The sequence below is a fragment of the Flavobacterium indicum GPTSA100-9 = DSM 17447 genome (assembly GCF_000455605.1).
GTDB classification, from domain to species: domain Bacteria; phylum Bacteroidota; class Bacteroidia; order Flavobacteriales; family Flavobacteriaceae; genus Flavobacterium; species Flavobacterium indicum.
In genome coordinates, this window is the sequence record NC_017025.1 from 1371841 (window position 1) to 1391558 (window position 19718).

General features: G+C 29.3%; 24 protein-coding genes. 14 read left to right on the top strand and 10 right to left on the bottom strand.

From position 1 onward, the window contains the following. Window positions 1–12: 12 nt before the first annotated feature. The gene (locus KQS_RS06180) at window positions 13–645 is read right to left on the bottom strand and encodes an NAD(P)H-dependent oxidoreductase (RefSeq protein ID WP_014388331.1); all 633 of its coding nucleotides are present in this window, start codon (window positions 643–645) and stop codon (window positions 13–15) included. A gap of 9 nt (window positions 646–654) precedes the next feature. After that, on the bottom strand, window positions 655–1107 hold the full coding sequence (locus KQS_RS06185; protein WP_014388332.1) for a MarR family winged helix-turn-helix transcriptional regulator: 453 nt from the start codon (window positions 1105–1107) through the stop codon (window positions 655–657). 125 nt (window positions 1108–1232) lie between these two features. On the opposite strand from KQS_RS06185, the gene KQS_RS06190 reads away from it, so the two are divergent. The 3 genes from KQS_RS06190 to KQS_RS06200 are packed head-to-tail and all read left to right on the top strand — an operon-like array spanning window position 1233 to window position 4629. Next, on the top strand, window positions 1233–1538 hold the full coding sequence (locus KQS_RS06190) for a rhodanese-like domain-containing protein (RefSeq protein ID WP_014388333.1): 306 nt from the start codon (window positions 1233–1235) through the stop codon (window positions 1536–1538). A 21-nt stretch (window positions 1539–1559) separates the two neighbouring features. Continuing rightward, on the top strand, window positions 1560–3797 hold the full coding sequence (locus KQS_RS06195; RefSeq protein ID WP_014388334.1) for a cation:proton antiporter: 2238 nt from the start codon (window positions 1560–1562) through the stop codon (window positions 3795–3797). Between the two features lie 4 nt (window positions 3798–3801). After that, complete coding sequence (locus tag KQS_RS06200; protein WP_014388335.1) at window positions 3802–4629, top strand: CvfB family protein; 828 nt, start codon at window positions 3802–3804, stop codon at window positions 4627–4629. Here the strand turns inward: KQS_RS06200 and KQS_RS06205 are convergent. The 4 genes from KQS_RS06205 to KQS_RS13975 form a co-directional block, all read right to left on the bottom strand. Next, window positions 4626–5270 (bottom strand): hypothetical protein, encoded by a 645-nt coding sequence (locus tag KQS_RS06205; protein WP_014388336.1) that lies wholly within the window; start codon window positions 5268–5270, stop codon window positions 4626–4628. The genes KQS_RS06200 and KQS_RS06205 overlap by 4 nt on opposite strands. Window positions 5271–5337: 67 nt before the next feature. Further along, complete coding sequence (locus KQS_RS06210; protein ID WP_014388337.1) at window positions 5338–5916, bottom strand: HPP family protein; 579 nt, start codon at window positions 5914–5916, stop codon at window positions 5338–5340. A gap of 3 nt (window positions 5917–5919) precedes the next feature. Beyond that, a complete protein-coding gene (locus KQS_RS06215; protein WP_014388338.1) occupies window positions 5920–7119 on the bottom strand; it encodes a serine hydrolase domain-containing protein in 1200 nt (399 codons plus the stop codon). Window positions 7120–7141: 22 nt separating this feature from the next. Then, window positions 7142–7579, bottom strand: a complete 438-nt coding sequence (locus tag KQS_RS13975; protein WP_014388339.1) for a PH domain-containing protein — start codon at window positions 7577–7579, stop codon at window positions 7142–7144. 121 nt (window positions 7580–7700) lie between these two features. Here KQS_RS13975 and KQS_RS06225 point away from each other — a divergent pair, with 121 nt between their 5' ends. The 8 genes from KQS_RS06225 to KQS_RS06260 all read left to right on the top strand — a co-directional run bounded on the left by KQS_RS06225 (window position 7701) and on the right by KQS_RS06260 (window position 14962). Continuing rightward, window positions 7701–8540 (top strand): 1,4-dihydroxy-2-naphthoyl-CoA synthase, encoded by an 840-nt coding sequence (locus tag KQS_RS06225; RefSeq protein WP_014388340.1) that lies wholly within the window; start codon window positions 7701–7703, stop codon window positions 8538–8540. Window positions 8541–8546: 6 nt separating this feature from the next. Next, window positions 8547–9098, top strand: coding sequence for a PH domain-containing protein (locus tag KQS_RS06230; protein WP_014388341.1), 552 nt, complete (start codon window positions 8547–8549; stop codon window positions 9096–9098). Further along, window positions 9091–10593 (top strand): PH domain-containing protein, encoded by a 1503-nt coding sequence (locus KQS_RS06235; RefSeq protein WP_014388342.1) that lies wholly within the window; start codon window positions 9091–9093, stop codon window positions 10591–10593. Before KQS_RS06230 ends, KQS_RS06235 begins: the two co-directional genes overlap by 8 nt. Then, window positions 10584–10976 (top strand): hypothetical protein, encoded by a 393-nt coding sequence (locus tag KQS_RS06240; RefSeq protein WP_041252026.1) that lies wholly within the window; start codon window positions 10584–10586, stop codon window positions 10974–10976. The genes KQS_RS06235 and KQS_RS06240 overlap by 10 nt, the downstream gene beginning before the upstream one ends. A 3-nt stretch (window positions 10977–10979) precedes the next feature. Continuing rightward, window positions 10980–11873, top strand: coding sequence for a 1,4-dihydroxy-2-naphthoate octaprenyltransferase (gene menA, locus KQS_RS06245; protein WP_014388344.1), 894 nt, complete (start codon window positions 10980–10982; stop codon window positions 11871–11873). 10 nt (window positions 11874–11883) lie between these two features. Continuing rightward, window positions 11884–12561, top strand: a complete 678-nt coding sequence (locus KQS_RS06250) for a metal-dependent hydrolase (RefSeq protein WP_014388345.1) — start codon at window positions 11884–11886, stop codon at window positions 12559–12561. A gap of 74 nt (window positions 12562–12635) precedes the next feature. Next, the gene (locus tag KQS_RS06255) at window positions 12636–13826 is read left to right on the top strand and encodes a tetratricopeptide repeat protein (protein WP_014388346.1); all 1191 of its coding nucleotides are present in this window, start codon (window positions 12636–12638) and stop codon (window positions 13824–13826) included. 101 nt (window positions 13827–13927) lie between these two features. Beyond that, a complete protein-coding gene (locus KQS_RS06260; RefSeq protein WP_014388347.1) occupies window positions 13928–14962 on the top strand; it encodes an o-succinylbenzoate synthase in 1035 nt (344 codons plus the stop codon). 4 nt (window positions 14963–14966) lie between these two features. Here the strand turns inward: KQS_RS06260 and KQS_RS06265 are convergent, their stop codons facing one another. The 4 genes from KQS_RS06265 to pyrE all read right to left on the bottom strand — a co-directional run bounded on the left by KQS_RS06265 (window position 14967) and on the right by pyrE (window position 17435). Then, a complete protein-coding gene (locus tag KQS_RS06265; RefSeq protein ID WP_084642309.1) occupies window positions 14967–15434 on the bottom strand; it encodes a nuclear transport factor 2 family protein in 468 nt (155 codons plus the stop codon). A 65-nt stretch (window positions 15435–15499) separates the two neighbouring features. Then, a complete protein-coding gene (locus tag KQS_RS06270) occupies window positions 15500–16351 on the bottom strand; it encodes a hypothetical protein (RefSeq protein WP_014388349.1) in 852 nt (283 codons plus the stop codon). A 15-nt stretch (window positions 16352–16366) separates the two neighbouring features. Continuing rightward, window positions 16367–16759 carry a hypothetical protein gene (locus tag KQS_RS06275; protein WP_014388350.1) on the bottom strand — a complete coding sequence of 131 codons (393 nt, stop codon included), beginning with the start codon at window positions 16757–16759 and terminating at the stop codon, window positions 16367–16369. 25 nt (window positions 16760–16784) lie between these two features. Then, on the bottom strand, window positions 16785–17435 hold the full coding sequence (gene pyrE, locus KQS_RS06280) for an orotate phosphoribosyltransferase (protein ID WP_014388351.1): 651 nt from the start codon (window positions 17433–17435) through the stop codon (window positions 16785–16787). 7 nt (window positions 17436–17442) lie between these two features. Between pyrE and KQS_RS06285 the strand changes: the two genes are divergently transcribed. From KQS_RS06285 to KQS_RS06295, 3 genes are all read left to right on the top strand, one after another. Further along, window positions 17443–18039 carry an NUDIX hydrolase gene (locus KQS_RS06285; RefSeq protein WP_014388352.1) on the top strand — a complete coding sequence of 199 codons (597 nt, stop codon included), beginning with the start codon at window positions 17443–17445 and terminating at the stop codon, window positions 18037–18039. A 99-nt stretch (window positions 18040–18138) separates the two neighbouring features. Beyond that, window positions 18139–18537: a hypothetical protein gene (locus KQS_RS06290; protein ID WP_014388353.1), complete on the top strand. Its 399-nt coding sequence runs from the start codon at window positions 18139–18141 to the stop codon at window positions 18535–18537. Window positions 18538–18617: 80 nt separating this feature from the next. Continuing rightward, window positions 18618–19706 (top strand): efflux RND transporter periplasmic adaptor subunit, encoded by a 1089-nt coding sequence (locus KQS_RS06295; RefSeq protein ID WP_014388354.1) that lies wholly within the window; start codon window positions 18618–18620, stop codon window positions 19704–19706. The last annotated feature ends 12 nt before the right edge of the window (window positions 19707–19718 follow it).

A 19718-nucleotide genomic window follows, 5' to 3' on the forward strand; every position in this document is an offset into this window, starting at 1 on the left:
TTTAGTTATTAATTAAATTGTTTCAAATAATTCTTCTTCTGATTTTCTAACTTTTGCAGCAAATTGTAAAGCATCTTCAGCATGTCTGTATCCAATTGGAGCAACTAAAGTAGCATGTAATCCTCTTTCATTGAATCCTAAAATTTCGTTGAATTTTTCTGGCTCAAAACCTTCCATTGGAGTTACATCAATTTTTAATTCGGCAGCAGCTGCAAGTAAATTACCTAATGCAATATAAGTTTGTTTGGCAGTCCATGTTGCCATTTTGTCTTCTGGCATATTTAATATAGCGCCTTTCATAAAAGTAGCATATCCTTCTAAATCAGCTACTTGTAAGTTTCTAGTGGTAGCCATATTTTGAACAAAAGCGTCAATATAAGCTTCGTTTAGTTTGTTAATACTTGCAAAAACTATTAAATGTGAAGCATCTACAATTTGAGATTGTCCCCAAGCTGCAGGTTGTAATTGCGCTCTTACTTCTGGATTTTCAATAAAAAATACTTTGTAAGGTTGAAGTCCATATGATGATGCAGCCGATTGTATTGCTTTTTTTAATAAAGCTATATTTTCATCTGATATTTTTTTAGTAGCATCAAATTTTTTAGTAGCATAACGCCAATTTTGATTTTCAATAAATGTACTCATAACAAATTTTTAATTTCTAAATTTTTCTAATAATTGATTTAATGTTTCTAATTCCTCTTGGGTTAGATTTTTTGTATATAAATTTTCAAATTCTATGACAATTGGATCTAAAATTTCTAATGTTTTTAATCCTTTTTCAGTAATAGTTACTTCCATTTTACGTTTATTTGCTGGGCAAACATTTCGAGTCACCATTTCTTTTGCTAATAATTTATCAACTAATCGAGTCGTATTACTAGTTTTGGCAATCATGCGTTCTTGTATCATACACATATTGGCAGGGTTTCCTTTTTGCCCACGCAATATTCTTAATACATTATATTGTTCTGAAGACAATTCAAATTTTTTTAATACCTCACTAAACTTATCTGATATGATGTGTTGTGTATAAATTAAGTTTAATATTGTCTTTTTTTCTAAAGCAATTTCAGAGGTAGATTTTATTATATCTTCTATTTTCATCACCTTGATATTTGTAGGTACAAATGTATGACATATTTTTTATTTGTATATACAAACGTTGTTAATTTTTTATTAAATTTTTTAATTCTTATTTCTTATTGTAAATTTGAGCAAAATTTAAGAAAATGGATTTATCTCAAAAAGATTGGTGGGAAGGTTTTTTGAAAGATCAGGATGCAATAATTCTTGATGTTCGAACAGAGGAAGAAGTAGCTTCTGGAAAAATTCCTAATTCTATTAATATTGATATTTATAAAGGACAAGGATTTGTTTATCAAGTTGAAGAATTAGATAAAAACAAAACGTATTATGTATATTGTAGATCAGGAGCGAGAAGTGCTCAAGCTTGCAGTATTATGAATCAATTAGGTTTTGAGAAAACTTATAATTTAATAGGTGGAATTATGCAATGGGAGGGACCTATTGAATAATAATAAATAGATGTTTTATTCATGAAAAAATTTAAAAACTCAATTTTTTACATTTTTGTATTAGTCTTTTTTTCAACAATTATATTCAATATATTGAAAGTAGGAAAGACAATTGAGTTGGGTAAAGTAACTAATGAAATTCAAGTTAAACATCATTATTTACAAGAATTTATTTCATCAATAAAACACAATATATTTCATCCGCTTGCAATTTTATTAGCGCAAATTGTTACCATAATTTTAGTGGCACGTTTTTTTGGTTGGATATGCAGAAAAATTGGTCAGCCTACTGTTATTGGTGAAATGTTGGCAGGAATTGCATTAGGGCCCTCTTTGTTTGGGGCTTATTTTCCTGAATTATTTGGTACACTTTTTCCAAAAGAATCAATTGTAAATTTAAAGTTTTTAAGTCAGATTGGTTTAATCCTATTCATGTTTGTGGTAGGAATGGAACTCGATTTAAAGATTTTAAGAACTAAAGTTAAAGAAGCCTTTATTATAAGTCATACCAGTATCATTGTTTCGTATGCGCTTGGACTAGGATTGGCCTTTTTTTTATATCAAGAATTTGCACCTCATGGCGTACATTTTATGTCTTTCGGACTTTTTCTTGGAGTTGCTATGAGTATTGCCGCTTTTCCGGTTTTAGCCCGAATTGTTCAAGAAAGAGGTTTGAATAAAACCAAATTAGGTTCGTTAGTAATTACTTGTGCAGCCATTGATGATATTACTGCATGGTGTTTATTAGCTGGTGTAATCGCTATAGTTAAAGCAGGTTCGGTAGCAAGTTCATTGTATATTATAGCAATGGCTATCGTTTATATCGGAATTATGCTTGGAATGGTTCGTCCGTTTTTAAAACATATAGGTGAATTATACGATTCTGCTGAAAAAATTACTAAACCTGTTGTAGCAATTTTCTTTTTGACCTTATTGATTTCATCTTATTTGACGGAAATTATTGGCATTCATGCTTTAGTTGGTGCTTTTGTAGCAGGTGTGATTATGCCTGAGAATATGAAATTCAGACATATTTTTATCGAAAAAGTGGAAGATGTTTCTTTGGTAATCATGCTACCCTTATTCTTTGTTGTAACGGGATTGAATACAAAAATTGGTTTGCTAAACAATGTGTATTTATGGAAAATGACTGGTATAATTGTATTGGTAGCAGTAGGAGCCAAATTTTTAAGTAGTACTTTAACGGCTAAATATGTGGGACAAAATTGGAGAGACAGTTTAACACTCGGAGCTTTAATGAATACAAGAGGTTTAATGGAGTTAGTGGTATTAAACATCGGATTAGAATTAGGTGTCTTGTCTCCAAAAATATTTGCTATGATGGTAATTATGGCTCTATCAACTACTTTTATGACAGGACCGGCATTAAATTTAATTGATTTTATTTTTAAAAGAAGAAAATATTTTGCTCCACAAATTGTAATGCCAAAAGAGTATAAAGTTTTGGTTACATTTGAAAATCCGGATGATGCGAAATCATTATTGAAAGTGGCAAATAATTTTGTGAGTAAAGAAGAAGAAAAACAGTCATTAACGGCTATGTATATTTCTTCCACGAATGAAATAAATCCATACAAAATTGAGGAATACGAAAAAGAAAGTTTTCGTCCGGCATTAAAAGAAGCAGATAAATTAAACAGAAAAATTAATACTGTTTTTAAAGCTTCAAATGATATTGATGCTGATGTTGTTGATGTAGTTAAAAAAGGAGATTTTAATTTTGTTTTACTAAATATTGGGGCTTCTATTTATGAAGGTACACTATTAGGAAAAATTTTAGGTGTAACATCAAAAATCATAAATCCTGAAAATTTATTAAATACTTTTACAGGAAAAGAAAAATTGTTTGAAAGTAATTATTTTGATGATAAAACGCAAGCAATTATCAATAAAACAGAAGTTCCATTAGGGGTTTTTGTAGATAAAAATTTAGTCAAAACAGATCATATTTCGGTAATTCTTTTTAATAAAGAAGATCAATTCTTGTTAGAATACATCAAACGAATGAAAAAAAGTTCAGAGGCTAAAATTTCAATTTTTGACACTTATGAAGTCATGAATGAAGATAACAAAGTAGTTCATGAAAATGTCAAAATAATTACTTCATCAAAACTTGAAAGAGATTTTTTGAAGGAACAAGATTTACTTATTTTGAGTATGGATAGTTGGAAAAAACTAATCGATACCAATAGTGTTTGGTTAAATAATACACCATCACTTTTAATTATTAAACCATAATTTTATGTTGCAAATTGGGACTTACCATACCTTAAAAATTGCTAGAGATACTAAAGTTGGCCTTTTTTTAGTAAATGAAAACGAAGAAGTTTTATTACCTAAAAAATATGTTCCTGCTGATTTTCATATTGGAGATGACATTACTGTTTTTGTCTATTTGGATCATGAAGAACGTCCCGTTGCTACCACATTGAAACCATATATTACATTGAATCAATTTGCTGTATTAAAAGTAAATTATACCAATAAATTTGGCGCTTTTTTGGATTGGGGTTTAGAAAAAGATTTGTTTGTGCCGTTTAAAGAACAAGCACGACCAATGGAAAAAGACAAACGTTATGTAGTGTATTTATATGAGGATGAAAAAACAAACCGTTTAGTAGCTTCAAGTAAAATCAATCAGTTTTTAGAACAAGAAACAATTGATTTAGAAAAGAATCAAGAAGTTGATGTGATGGTTTCTCATATTACAGATGTGGGTATTAATGTTATTATTAATGGTAAATACCGTGGATTAGCGTATAAAAATGAAGTTTTTGAAACTGTTTCTCCAGGTTATAAAACAAAAGCATACATTAAATTGGTGCGCCCTGACGGAAAAATTGATGTTTCTTTTCAAAAATTAGGGGTTGAAGTAATTGATGCCTCAGCACAAAGTGTTTTACAAGCATTACAACAAAATAACGGTTTTTTAGCTTTAAATGATGACAGTCATCCGGAAGAAATAAAATCGGTTTTAAAGATGAGTAAAAAATCTTTTAAAAAGGCTATTGGTAGTTTGTATAAACAGAAATTAATATCAATTAAAGAAAACGGTATTCAATTGAATTAGTTTAACGATTGATTCAAGATCCATTTTTTTATCAATTTTTGATTGTTTGAAATGGGAACGATATAATAGGTGGTACTCGAAGCAGCTTTTGATTTTTCGATATTTTCCTTAACGACTCCTTGTTTATTGATATAATTAGAATGTATTATATATACATTTTGTTGTTCTTTAAGGATATAGCCTACGTGGAAATCAAGACCAATGAAATAAATACCATCTTTAAGCGTTAAAAAATGTTTTTTTAATTCGGTAAGTGAACTGTTTTTAATTGTTGTTATTGTTTCGCCACAACTCATAATTTTTGCTACTTCTAGAGGATTTAGTTGTGCGAGTTTATATCTATTTAATTTAAAACCAGCATCTCTTAATGTTGTTGATACAAAATACCCACAGGCAATATTTCCCGATTTTGGGATTTCTGTGTGTCCTTCAAAAGACCATTTGGTTCCGTACCAATTCGGAATGATTTGATCAATTAAAATAGTTTTGATTTCTAGTTGTGCCTTTTCAATGACTTTCTTTTTTTCGATTGAAGTGGTATATAAATTTGAATAGGTAATTCTATTTTGTATAACAATAGATTTAATTTCTTTATAAGTGACATTAAAAAGAAGTAAAAATAAAGGCAGTGTAATTTTCATTTATTGAATTTTTTATAACAACGGAATAATGAAAATTTAATTCAATATAAAATGTTAAAATTTAAATTTATTTTAATCGTTTCAAGATTCTGGTCCTTAAAAATTTATCTTTTGGATAATTTCGGAAGGAGGTAATATTATTAAAAAATAAGGCAACAATCAATAAAATCAGACTTCCACTTAAAACAGGAAATAGTACATATAAATAACCCAATGCTTTTATTTTTTCTGTTCCAATGATTGCAATTAATGCAGTTGCACCACCTGGAGGATGAAGGGTTTTTGTAAATTGCATGGCAATGATTGATAATGAAACAGCCAATGGAGCCGTAATCCAAATTATTTCGGGTAACAATTTATAAATAGTTACGCCAATACAGGCTGAAATAATGTGGCCTCCAATTAAATTGCGCGGTTGTGCTAAAGGACTTTGAATTGCGCCATAAATTAAAACACTCGATGCTCCAAATGAACCTATTAAAAAAATGTTTTCAATTTGATTAAAAAAGAAGGTTTGTATCAGTCCGATACTTCCAATTCCAACAAATGATCCTATAAAAGACCAAAAGTATTCTTTATAATTGATAAATGTTTCTTTATAAATTACATACTTTGAAATCCGAATTGTTCTTTTAATTTTAGACATTAATTATTCATTTGCCCCATTACTAACCTCTGTATTGTCGAGTTTAATTGGGTATTTTGGATTAAATAGAGCTAAAAACTTTTTAGTTTGATAGGTTTTATGTGTCATTTTATTAGACAAACAAATGATTGTAAGCTTATCATTTTTCATGGTAATATAAGAAGAAGTATTTCCATGCCACCATCCATTATGATAGGTAAGAGTAGGAGCTTCTTTCCATTCGCGTAAACGAATACCTAATCCATAATTTTTTTCTCCTTTAGCTTCATAACTGTAGCCTTTGTAAATTTCCTTTCGCAACTTCGGACTGAAAAATTTATCAGAATAGGTAGCTAAATCAAATTTTAATAAATCACGTGCCGTTGAATAAATATTTTTATCACCATAAACTAAATCCAAATGATCAAAAGCTAAACGCAACTTACTTGCTTTATACGTCTGACTCACAGTATCATGGTGTTTTTCATAATCAAAAACAAACGTGTTTTTCATACCTAATGGTTTAAACAACAGCTTATCCATCGCTTCATGATATCGTAATTTAGTTACTTTTTCAATAATTAAAGCTAGTAACGCATAATTGGTATTGCAGTAGGCAAATCGGGTATCGGGTTTAGATTCTAAATGAATTTTTCCCGAATTAATTAAATCTAAAATATCTTGATTGGTAATTCGTTTTGAACGATCCCATTTAACGTCGGTTTCAATAAAATAGCCATAGTGTCGAAGTCCGCTTCTATGATTTAAAAGCATTCGAACGGTAATATCATCAAAATAAAAATTAGGTAAATACTTGGAAACTTTATCGTCTAATCCAATTTTTCCCTCATCAACTAATCGTAAAACAACCGCAGCAGTTAACACTTTACTTACAGATGCAATATGTAACGGTTTATCTTTTCGATTTTCTTCTTTTTTTTCATAGTAGGCATAGCCTTTATAATCTTCAAAAAGAACTTTTCCGTTTTTAGCTACTAAAAACTGACCATAAAAATCGGGTGTTCCAATTAGTTTAGTGTAGTAATATTCAATGTCATTTTTCTTTTGATCAACATATTTTTTGGATAACGGTTCAAATTCTACAAAGAATTCACTATCTGATTTTTGTGTTTTGTTATTTAAAGTAAATGTTTTACTGTTTTTAGATTCATTACATCCAAGTACTAATAAAAGTAAGGGCAAATATAGGTAGTTAAATTTCATTCGTTTTTGGGTAGTCGTTTGATTATTTTTCTTGTATTCTAATTTCTGGGTTTATTCCTTTTAAATGAGCAATAAATTCATCTCTGTTTTCAGGAGAAATAAATAAATCATCGTAGTTATTATAGGTGATAATTATTCCTTTATGACTCCAGCCTAATTTAAAAATCGCTTGTACAAAAATACTATTATTAATTTCGATTTTCTTTATTTTTTGAATATCAATTTTTCCATGAAAAACACCACATTTGTATTTTAAGATTGTATTTTCAATTTGATAAAATGTATTTTTAAATGCATGAATTATAAAGCAAGTTAAAACCAGTATAAATGAACCAATTATTGATGCTTCTTTTCTTTCATTAGGTTCCGTAATAAAAATATATGTTAAGGCACTAAGAGGAGCTCCTAATGCTATAAATACGATATATGAAAAATTTGTATAAGCAGATTTGTACTTCATTTTTTGCCTTTTAATTGCAAGTTAAACCAAAAAAATCAATTAATTTTACAAACTTCAATATAAAAATTGAATTCAAAACATAAGTAATTCATATTTAACACTTTTTATCAAATTAGAAAAAATGGATACAATTAATTGGGTAACAGCAAAGGAATATAGTGACATCACTTACAAAAAGTGTGATGGTGTAGCACGTATTGCATTTAATCGACCAGAAGTTAGAAATGCATTTCGACCAAAAACAACGGCTGAATTATTAGATGCATTTCATGATGCACATGAAGATACTTCGATTGGGGTTATTCTTTTGTCTTCTGAAGGTCCTTCTCCTAAAGACGGAATTTATTCATTTTGTAGTGGTGGGGATCAAAAAGCTAGAGGATACCAAGGTTATGTAGGTGAAGATGGGTACCATAGATTAAATATTTTAGAAGTACAACGATTAATTCGTTTTACGCCAAAAGTTGTTATTGCTGTTGTAAATGGTTGGGCTGTAGGAGGCGGACACAGTTTACATGTGGTGTGCGACTTGACTTTAGCGAGTAAAGAACATGCAATTTTTAAACAAACAGATGCCGATGTAACCAGTTTTGATGGAGGCTATGGTTCAGCGTATTTGGCAAAATTAGTGGGACAAAAGAAGGCTAGAGAAATTTTCTTTTTAGGAAGAAATTATTCAGCACAAGATGCGTTTGATATGGGAATGGTGAACGCCGTTATACCTCATGATGAATTAGAAGACACAGCTTATCAGTGGGCGCAAGAAATTCTAGAGAAATCGCCTATCTCAATTAAAATGCTAAAATTCGCCATGAATTTAACAGATGATGGTATGGTAGGTCAGCAAGTATTTGCTGGGGAAGCTACACGTTTGGCTTATATGAGTGATGAAGCTATTGAAGGAAGAAATGCGTTTTTAGAAAAACGTAAACCTAACTTTGATAAAAAATACATTCCGTAATATATTATGGAGAAATTCACTAATGAATCTATAGATTTAGAAAGTTTACCAAAATTTGAAGAAGTAATTTTTACACCTTTACAAAGCAACTATTTTAATGTATTGGTGTTTAATTTAGTTTTGGTACTAGCGGTTAGTTTACTTTTTTATATCGGATTGGAATGGTTTGCATATCTATCGATGTTTAAAAACAGTGTCGTATTTGTTCCTATAATCTTAATTTTACTCTTTAGTATTGCTTTTATTTTACTTAAACTCGGATTTAAGAAAAGAGGATTTGCAATTCGGAATCACGATATAATTTATAGAAGTGGCATTATTTCTGAAAACACTATAATTGTACCCTATAACCGGGTACAACATGTTGCTATTCATAGAGGGTTCATTTCTAGAAAACTGAATTTAGCAACAATACAATTATATACTGCTGGGGAAAATAGTGCTGATATTAAAATTCCAGGATTACTTGATGAAGAAGCTATTAAAATCAAAGAATTAGTTTCAAGTAAAATTAATTTACAACAACAATTTAGTACTGATAATCATCCTAATGAATAATTTTTCTATACCTCAAAAACAATCGTTATTAGGTGTGGTTGTAATGTTTGTAAATACATTGCAAAAATTAGTACGCGCTTTTTGGCCTATTTTGTTGATTAGTATAGTTAAACTGAATGCAACTAATAAACTTATTTTTTTTACTTCGATTGTAATCGGGATTGTTTTAGTAGGAATCTATGCTTTTATACAATATTTTAATTTTACTTTTTATATTGATGATAAAACGGATGAATTTGTAATTAATAAGGGTGTTTTAAATAAATCTAAAATTGCCATTCAGTTGAATAAAATTCAACAAGTAACCATCAATCAAACGATTTTGCAACGAATTATTGGTGTTTATAAATTAGAAATCGATACGGCCGGAAGTGATAGTAAAGAAGTTACGATAAATGCCCTGAACCATGAATTAGCGTTATTATTGAAAGAAAAGTTAGTTCAAGTTAGTACTAAAAATGATTCAATAGTAGAAAGTCAACAGAATGAAGCAGAGAAAGTTGAAATGAACAGTTCTACATTCTTTAAAGCGAGTATAAGCAGTTTGTTAAAAATAGGATTAACTTCAAACTACATCAAAAGTTTATCACTGTTACTTTTTTTTATTGCTTCTGCTTTTGAGAATTTAAATAAATTATCAGCAGAAACCGAATTGTACGAATCAAAAGTAGCATTGTTTTTCTCAAATTTATCAATTGCTACCGCCGTGTTTTTTGTTGGAATTGTATTAATTTCAGTGATTTTAATTATAAATTTAGTCAGAACTATTGTTAAATATTATGATTTTACGATAGTAAAAAATAACGATTCATTATCAATGCAATTCGGATTATTTAATACAAAAAATACATTGATGAATCCTGATAAAGTTCAAAAATTAAAAGTAACTCAGAATTATTTTCAAAGAAAATTAGACGTTTTGACCATTGAAGTTAATCAGGCGTCTAATGGTTTTGAAAATGAAAAAGATAAATTACAAATTCCGGCTTGTTCAGAATCAGAATCGGAAACGATCTTAAAATTAATTTACAATCAATATCCAATAAAAGGGCAAGTACTCAGTCCAAATATTCGAAAATTAGTTATAAATGCATTTTTTTTAATTCTATTTCCTATACTTATTTCGTTTATTTTGAATGAAAAATTTGAATTCGTTTCAAGAATATATTGGATTTTTTTGTGTCTTATTTATCTTGTTTTGAATTCAATTTTAGTTTATAAATCATATAAGCACTATAAATTATTTGTATCAGATAAATATATCATAAAGCAAGAAGGAGCTTGGGATATTGATACAATTATTATTGAACCACATAAAATTCAAACCATTGCAACTCATCAATATTTTTGGCAAAAAAAATCGAATATTGGTTCAATAACTTTATCTACCGCAGGTGGAAATCTTAATTTTTCAACAGCTAATTTTTCTGAAATGAAACAATTGGTTAATTATTGGTTATATCAAGTAGAAACAACAAATAAATCATGGATTTAATACTACATTATTTTTCAAAAGTTATCTTAATTGGATTTGGAATATTTCTTATCTGGTCAAGTTATATGATGTTTTTTAAATCAGAAAAAACAAAATCTATAATTGCACTTGCTGGTTCTACCATTTTTATAAATTTTTTTGAATTATCCATAAGATGTATTGTTGGTTTTGCCTTTTTAAATTATTTTACTAATAATAATTATTTTTTTAATTGGATTGGTTATTTTTTAATTTTTTCCGCAATTTTGATAATGTTTTTGCCTATTAAATTACATAATTCATTTTCTCGAAATGCAGCAAATAAACTCAAACCAATATATCTTAAAATAGCTTCTCTAATTTCATTAATTGCAGGTTTGTCTTTAATTTATACTATTATTTAAACTATGAAAAACTGGATTCAAGCAGCACGATTACGAACATTACCACTATCTGTATCTGGAATTTTAGTAGGAAGTGCTTATGCTTATTACCAAAATCAATTTGATGGAATCATTTTTACACTAGCAATTTTAACAACCTTAGCTTTTCAAATATTATCCAATTTTGCTAATGATTATGGCGATGGAGTAAAAGGTACAGATGCCAATAGAGTAGGAGAAAAACGTTTGGTAGCTTCTGGTGAAGTTACATCTGCACAAATGAAACAAGCCGTGATTGTCACGGGGCTTATTTCTTTACTATTAGCTCTCAGTTTAATCTTTGTTTCTTTTGGACAAGACCATTTTTTATTTAGTTTATTGTTCTTAGTTTTAGGATTAGCGTCTATTGCTGCAGCCATTAAATATACAGTCGGAAAAAATGCTTATGGATATAGTGGTTTTGGTGATGTGTTTGTTTTTATCTTTTTTGGATTGGTTTCTGTTTTAGGTTCAAATTTTTTATTTACCAAAACATTGGATTGGAAATTAATTTTACCAGCAATAGCTATAGGTCTTTTAAGTGTTGCGGTTTTAAATTTGAACAATATGCGTGATATTGAAAATGATAAAATAGCCAATAAAAATACATTAGTAGTAAAAAAGGGTTTAGCTTGGGCCAAAAAATACCATGAAGTGATTATTTTAGTTGCATCTTTGTCTTTTATGTTATTTTGCACGTTGTTACGAGTACCGTTATTTCCTATATTAGCCATTAATATTCCTCTTATATTTCATTTAAGAAAAATTAAATCGGCCCAACATTATGCTGATTTTGAGCCTGAATTAAAAAAAGTGGCTTTAAGTACTTTTGCATTAAGTCTACTATTTTGGGTATCTTTACTGATTAACAACATCTAAAAATTATACTATGAAAATTACTTTTTACGGACACGCTTGTTTAGGAATTCAAATTAATGATGTACATGTTTTAGTTGATCCATTTATTACAGGTAATCCAAAAGCTGCTCACATCAATATTGATGAGCTTAAAGCAGATTATATTTTACTTACGCATGCGCATCAAGATCATATATTAGATGCAGAAGTTATAGCCAAGAGAACAGATGCGGTTATCATTTCAAATTATGAAATTGCTTCATACTATGGAAATAAGGGGTTTCAATTCCATCCCATGAATCATGGTGGTAGCTGGGATTTTGAATTTGGAACAGTAAAATATGTAAATGCCATTCATACTTCATCTTTCCCAGATGGGAGTTATGGGGGGCAACCTGGAGGATTTGTAATTGAAGGGGAACATAAAAATATTTACATTGCTGGTGATACTGCTTTAACAATGGATATGAAATTAATTCCTTTACGCACAACATTAGATTTAGCCATTTTACCTATTGGAAGCAATTTTACAATGGATGTGGAAGATGCAATTGTGGCGTCTGATTTTGTAGCTTGTGATAAAGTATTAGGATACCATTTTGATACTTTTGGATACATTGAAATTGATCATGAAGAAGCCAAGCGTAAATTTTTCGAAAAAGGAAAAGATTTAATGTTATTAGAAATTGGTCAAAGTATTGATTTATAAAAATTGGTATAAAATTTGACATTACATTACAAATTTTCAATTGAACATACTTTCAATTGATCTTAATTTAGAACATGAAAAAACTAGTATTCTTTTTATTTATTTCAACATTTTCATTGGCTCAGAAAGATGGATTTTGGGATAAAGAACGCGCTTTTACAAAAGAAATTAAATTAGGTTCAGGAAATCGTACCTTAGTTAAAGTAGATGAATTGCCTGAAGGTACTTCCGAATTTGTATATCGTATCAGTCTCATCGACGAAAACGGAAAAATTACAACGAGCTTGGCTTCCGTTTTAAAAGCTATTCCAGATCCAACCGGAATCAGTCAGGGTACGGCAGGAGCCATTACGCTTACTAATGCGGTTTCAGGTGACGATACTTGTATTTACGGAATTTTTACTTCAGAAAAAGCAGGTACTCAATTTCTTAAAGATGGTAAAGTAGATAAAGCCTGTTACAGTGTTAAAGAAGCGATAAATAAGGATAGTAAAGTAATTTCTATAAAAAATACTTCTTGTTTAGAACATGCGCCCAATATTTGGTTTGCGTTTGAAAATAAAAATTGGGTCATGTCAACCAAAATTGTATTAGAAGTTGTGGCTTGGGTGGATTACAAAATGAGTAGAGGTTGGAATTTGGAAACCAAAAAGGAATTAATGGCAATAGGAGAACGATTGGATTGGTATAAAAAATCGCCCAAACCTGACGCATTTTTGGCTCAATTCATGGAAAGTTTTGCTGCTAAATATAAATACTCAGAATTTAAACAATTGCTTCCTGTGGAAAAAACAAGAGCAATAGAATTAATTAAAGAAGAAGCTATTAAACAATCGAAGCAAACCAATAGCTATTTAAAAGAAATTCGTTATGATATAAGAATGTTAATGATGAATAATAAAGATAAAGAAGCTATTGATAAATACCAACAATTGGTTTTTGATAAAGCATTAGCTACGGATTTAGATTATTCTCAAATGGGCGCTTTGTATCTTAAAACGAAACAGTTTACGAAAGCAGAAACGTATTTTAATAAAGCTATTTCTTTAAATAAAGCTGAAATTAGATACCAATTAAATTTAGCTCATGTTTATTTATTTACTGATCGAGTTTCGGATGCTAAAAAAATTCATGAGCAATATAAAAACCAAAATATTTCTGAATACGTGAGTTGGATTGAAGCCACGAAATCTGATTTTGAAAGTTTTGAAAAAGCTGGATTGCCAACACAAAATTTCAAAAAGATTTTAAGAATACTTGATTAATTAATTTAGTAAAGTTTTAATTTTAATTAATGGAACTTTAAAATTCTAATATACTATTCAAAATTGGTTCATTGTAAAGTCACTTGCAGTTAAATTAAATTATGAAAGCTACTTACCATAAATATATTTTACAATTTAAACGTCCAAGTGGGACTTCACGTGGGGTTTTAACTGAAAAGGAAACTTGGTTTATTGTTTTAGAACAAGACGGTAAAAAAGGAATAGGTGAGTGTGGAATATTAAGAACGCTTTCCATTGATGATCGACCAGATTATGAAGATAAATTACGTTGGACCTGTGAAAATATTCATTTAGGTAAAGAGGAACTTTGGAAGGCATTACTTGAGTTTCCTTCTATTCAATTTGGAGTTGAAATGGCTTTTTTGTCGCTCGAAAACGAAAATCCATTTGAATTATATCCATCTGCTTTTACAGAAGGAGAAAAAGCAATTTCAATTAATGGCTTGGTTTGGATGGGTTCTCCCGAATTCATGAAAGCACAAATTGAAGAAAAATTAGAACAAGGTTTTACCTGCATTAAGTTAAAAATTGGTGCTATTGATTTTCAGCAAGAATTAGATTTATTGGCTTATATTCGTTCTCATTTTGATGAAAAAACCATTGAAATTAGAGTAGATGCAAATGGAGCTTTTCATTCTTCGGAAGCTTTAAATAAACTTATTCAACTTCATGTGTATAAGTTACATAGTATAGAACAACCAATTAAAGCAGGTCAAATAACTGAAATGTCTGATTTGTGTCAAAAAACGCCGTTTCCAATTGCTTTAGACGAGGAACTTATTGGTGTTTTTACCTATGAAGAGAAAGTGACATTATTAGATACTATTCAACCCCAATATATAATTTTAAAACCCAGTTTGATTGGTGGTATAAAAGGAAGTTTGGAGTGGATTCGAATAGCGGAAGAACGCAATATTGGGTGGTGGATTACTTCGGCATTAGAAAGTAATATTGGCTTGAATGCCATTGCTCAATTCACTTTTACTTTGAAAAGTGATATGCCACAAGGGTTAGGAACAGGCGGATTATATACTAATAATTTCGAATGCCCTTTACGTATAGAAAAAGGTGAATTAATTTATTATAATAAGAGGGAATGGGAAGTTGCATTTTAATTTTCTAATGTAAACTAATCACTTTGGTTATTTTCCAGATTTCATGTTCTTTTTTCCAAACAATTATGAATTTACTTGGTTTTGAAGGAGCAGTTGGTTCTTGATTATTGTAAAATCGGTGATACCCCATTTCAATAGCGCCATAATTTTGTATGGGGTAAACTTCTATAGAATTAGGAATAAGTATTCGAGTAACTTTTCCACAAATATTTGTTTTAGTTCCTTCTAAAAGAGCCTTCTTTGAAGTCATTAACCCTCCTTTGTCATGAAAAAATTCTATTGAGTCTGAATAAATAGCAGCTTGTTTTTCAATATCGCAAGTGTTATAAGCCTGAAAAAATTGGGCGTCCATTTGCTCAATTTCTTGTTGTAATTTAGAATCTATAATTTGGTATTTTAAATCGGATTGAACCGTACTTTTGCAACCAATTAAAACGATAAACAGCCAAAGTATCTGGAATTGTATTTTCATTTTTACTCTTTTCTCAAATATATAATTTTTTCTCACAAAAAAAGCGACAATTAAGTCGCTTTTCATTATTTACAAAGATTTTTATAATCTTCGGTTATTATCATAAAAGGTGTTAGATAGAAGTTAGAATATACTTCACTTTCAAAAGCTATTTTTTCCTTACTGGTTTTCAGTTTCTTTTTACCTTCTTTTATATCCGATTCCATTTTTTTATATTTTTGAAGAGCATCCTTTTTCATTTCCTTTGTAACATCAGGTTTTTCTTCAATTTTTTTATGAAATTCAGGGCAATCTTTAGTGATGTATTTTAAAATATTAATTATTTCAGTTTGTAAAGTGCTTTCTTTTTTAAATAAGTCAGCTAAACTAAAATCAAGAGGATTAATAGCTAAATTGTCTTTAGAATTGTTCATATAAAAAACGGTTCTTACATATCTGTTTTCAAAAATTACATTGTATCCATAATAATTTATAGAATCTTTTTTTATTAATGGAAGGAAAAAGCTTTTTCCAGAGTTGTATATTTCTCCATTATTATTAGTTTTCAATATTTGAAGACGTTTGAATTCCTTAACTTCATTCAATTCTTTATCAAAATAGCTTATTTGATCAATAGAATCAGCAGAAATTTGAATTTCTTTTTCAGAAGCATTTGTTCTAAATTTAATTTTTTTTCGATCTAAATTAAATTCAGGTTCCAATTCTTTTGGTTCAAATCCGAATGGATTATTAATTTTTACCAAATTTGGTGAATCAAAATCTTGCACTTCACCCATTATGACTTTGCCATTGTTTAATTCTACTGTTGCAGGAATATACTTTGTTTTTCCAAAATATAATTCAACTATTGGTTTCTCTTGTGAAAGTGTGCAAGAAGAACTTAAAATTAAAAAAAAGTGAAATAAATATTTAGTCATAAACTTTTAAAATTATTATAACTTATGCATATTAGATGCTAAAGTCTCAATAAATTTTCCAATGGGCCCTTTAACCATCATGGCCATCATTGGATTGAAATCACCTTCAAAAAACAATTGAACGTCAGTCGTAGCATCGCTTACCGTATCCAATTGAGCAGTTAGTGTAAAGGGTAACTTACTCGATGCGGCACCTAAAACTACTTTTGAATGAGGAGTTGCTTCTTTTTTAACCAATTTTATTTCAGGCATACCTTTTAATCCAAATTCGAAACAATTTTCATCAATTACTTCAAATTTAGCAATATTATCAGGCATTAATTTTTCAAAATTCTTAATATCAGTTAATGCTTCAAATAAATAAGCGGCTGATTTTTCTACTTGTACTTTTGGACTTTCTAAGTTCATTATTTTATTTTTTAATTTATAAACATTATAATAGGGTAGCTCCCCATTCCGCTGGATTCGAATTCCAAGCTTGTAAAGTTTCTAGTTCTTCTTCAGAAACATATTTTTTATCTACCGCTTTCTGAATTAAATTTTCATAATTACTTAACGTGTAAACTTCTAAATTTGCTTCTTCAATTTTTTCTTTTGAAATCGGGAAGCCATAAGTAAAAATAGCGGCCATACCTTTAACATTAGCGCCTTCATTTCTTAATGCTTCAACAGCTAATAAGCTACTTCCTCCAGTAGAAATTAAATCTTCAACTACTACTACATTTTGTCCTTTTTGTAAAAAACCTTCCACTTGATTTTGTCTTCCGTGTTTTTTTGGCTCTGGTCTAACATATACAAATGGTAATCCCATGGCCTCAGCCACTAAAATTCCAATACCAATAGCTCCAGTTGCTACACCGGCAATCACATCAGGTCGACCAAATTTATCTTCAATGTGTTTCACAAATTCATCTCTAACATAATTTCTAACTGCTGGAAATGAAAGGATTATACGATTATCGCAATAAATTGGTGACTTCCAACCCGAAGCCCATGTAAAAGGATTTTTAGAATTCAGTTTAATTGCGTTTATTTGTAAAAGCAATTCGGCTGTTTGCTGTGCTGTGTTAACATTAAATATCATACTGCAAATGTATAAAGTTTTTGTGAACGAAAAACCACTTTTTTTAACAAATCAAGTGCAAAAGGAAACAAATTTTAGAATTTATTTGTTAGAAACGGTTAATTTCAGAAAAGTAATTTCAGAGCTTTTCTTGAATAAAATTGATAGTGCCTATTTGTACCATCCGGATGAGAAATTAATCATGAAGACATTAAAGTCTAAATTACCTGTTGCCAAAGCAGGGGGTGGGTTGGTTTACAATCAGAAAGGGGAAGTATTATTTATTTTTAGAAATGGAAAATGGGATTTGCCTAAAGGAGGTATTGAAAAAAATGAAGAAATTGAAGATACTGCCATCAGAGAAGTTGAAGAAGAAACTGGAGTTACGGGTTTAATAATAACAGATAAACTGCAAAAAACGTATCATATTTTTAAACGTAATGGAAGGTATAAGCTTAAAATTACGTATTGGTACAAAATGAAAACTAATTTCACCGGTATTCCTCAACCTCAAGAAGATGAAGGTATTGAAAAAGTAGCTTGGTTAAAACCAGAGGAAATTCCTTTAGCTCTTGAAAACTCTTATGAAAACATTAAATTATTATTTGAAGAAGTATTAGTTTAGCTTCATTAACAAATCATTTACAAATTTATCCAATTTAAAGATTTACATTTGCTACAAGTTTTGATTACATTTAAATTAATTGATGAATAACAAGAATTAATGAAGAAATTGAATTATAAATATTTCTTTTTACTATTCATAGCAATGATGAGTTGTTTTGGTGTTTATACCAAAACCATTCATAATGAGGGTACTTTTGTTACGCGTTATGTTGTTCATCATTCAGAAGTTAATTCTAACCAAAAACATTACATTTCTCCTGGCTCCTTAGTTTATGAGGTAGATTATGAAAATGTAGAAATCAATGAATCTGAAATTGAAGATAGTGATTTTGAATTAAATTTTTTTGATTCAGCATTTTTTGTAAAATTTCTAAACGCTAATGGTTGTAATTATCTTTTTAATTCATTTAAAAATGGATTAAAAGATTGTTTCTTTACAAACTATTTATCATCCATCCACTCTTTTAACGTTTTATTCTGCGTATACAGGCTGTGATAAATTAATTTATTTTCGGTTTTTTTAGGATGTTCCTAATACTCAATTATTCCAAAAATTAATTAATTTATACTCTTATTATGGCTAAAAGAATTGTATTACTTTTAAGCTTAGGTAGTGTGTTAGCATTATCTAGTTGTGGTTCAAAACACGAAGAAAAAGAAGAAACAGCAAAATATTTAGTAACTTCTCCAGTTCAACAAGATACTTTAGTTGAACGTAAATATGTGTGTCAAATTCACTCAGTAAAGCACATTGAGTTACGTGCATTAGAACAAGGTTATTTGCAAAAAATATTTGTAGATGAAGGGCAAACTGTTGTTCAGGGACAAAAAATGTTTCAAATTATGCCTAATGTTTATCAGGCAGAATTATCTAAAGCAAAAGCCGAAGCAGAAACGGCATTGATTGAATATAAAAATACAAAAGCACTTGCTGACAAAAATGTAGTATCTAAAAATGAATTGGCTTTAGCAAAAGCAAAATTAGATAAAGCAAGAGCTGAAGTTCAATTATCAGCTACACATTTAGGTTTTACAGATGTAAGAGCGCCTTTTACAGGTATTATGGATCATTTACATGTACGTGAAGGAAGTTTGTTGGAAGAAGGAGAATTATTAACTACCCTTTCTGATAACAGTAAAATGTGGGTGTATTTTAATGTGCCAGAAGCAGAATACTTGAATTATATGACCAATAAATCAAGTAAAGACAAATTAAAAGTTCATTTAGAAATGGCAAATGGTTCTATCTTTAATCAAGAAGGAATTGTGGAAACTATTGAAGGTGAATTTAATAACGAAACAGGTAATATTGCTTTTAGAGCAACGTTCCCTAATCCTAATAAATTATTAAGACACGGTGAAACTGGAAATATTATTGTTAAAAATAAATATCCTAATGCCATCTTAATTCCTCAAAAAGCTACATTTGAAGTATTAGATAAAAAATATGTATTTGTACTTGATAAAAACAACGTAATTCATCAAAAAGAAATTACGGTTGCTGAAGAAGAAGTACCGTACTTATTTATTGTGAAAAAAGGGTTATCTAAAGAAGATAAAATTTTATTAGACGGTTTAAGAAAAGTGAAGGATGGTCAGAAAGTTCACCCTGATTATCAAGACCCTAAACAAGTTTTCCATTCATTAGAAGTAGAAGCGGAATAATCACTTTTAAAA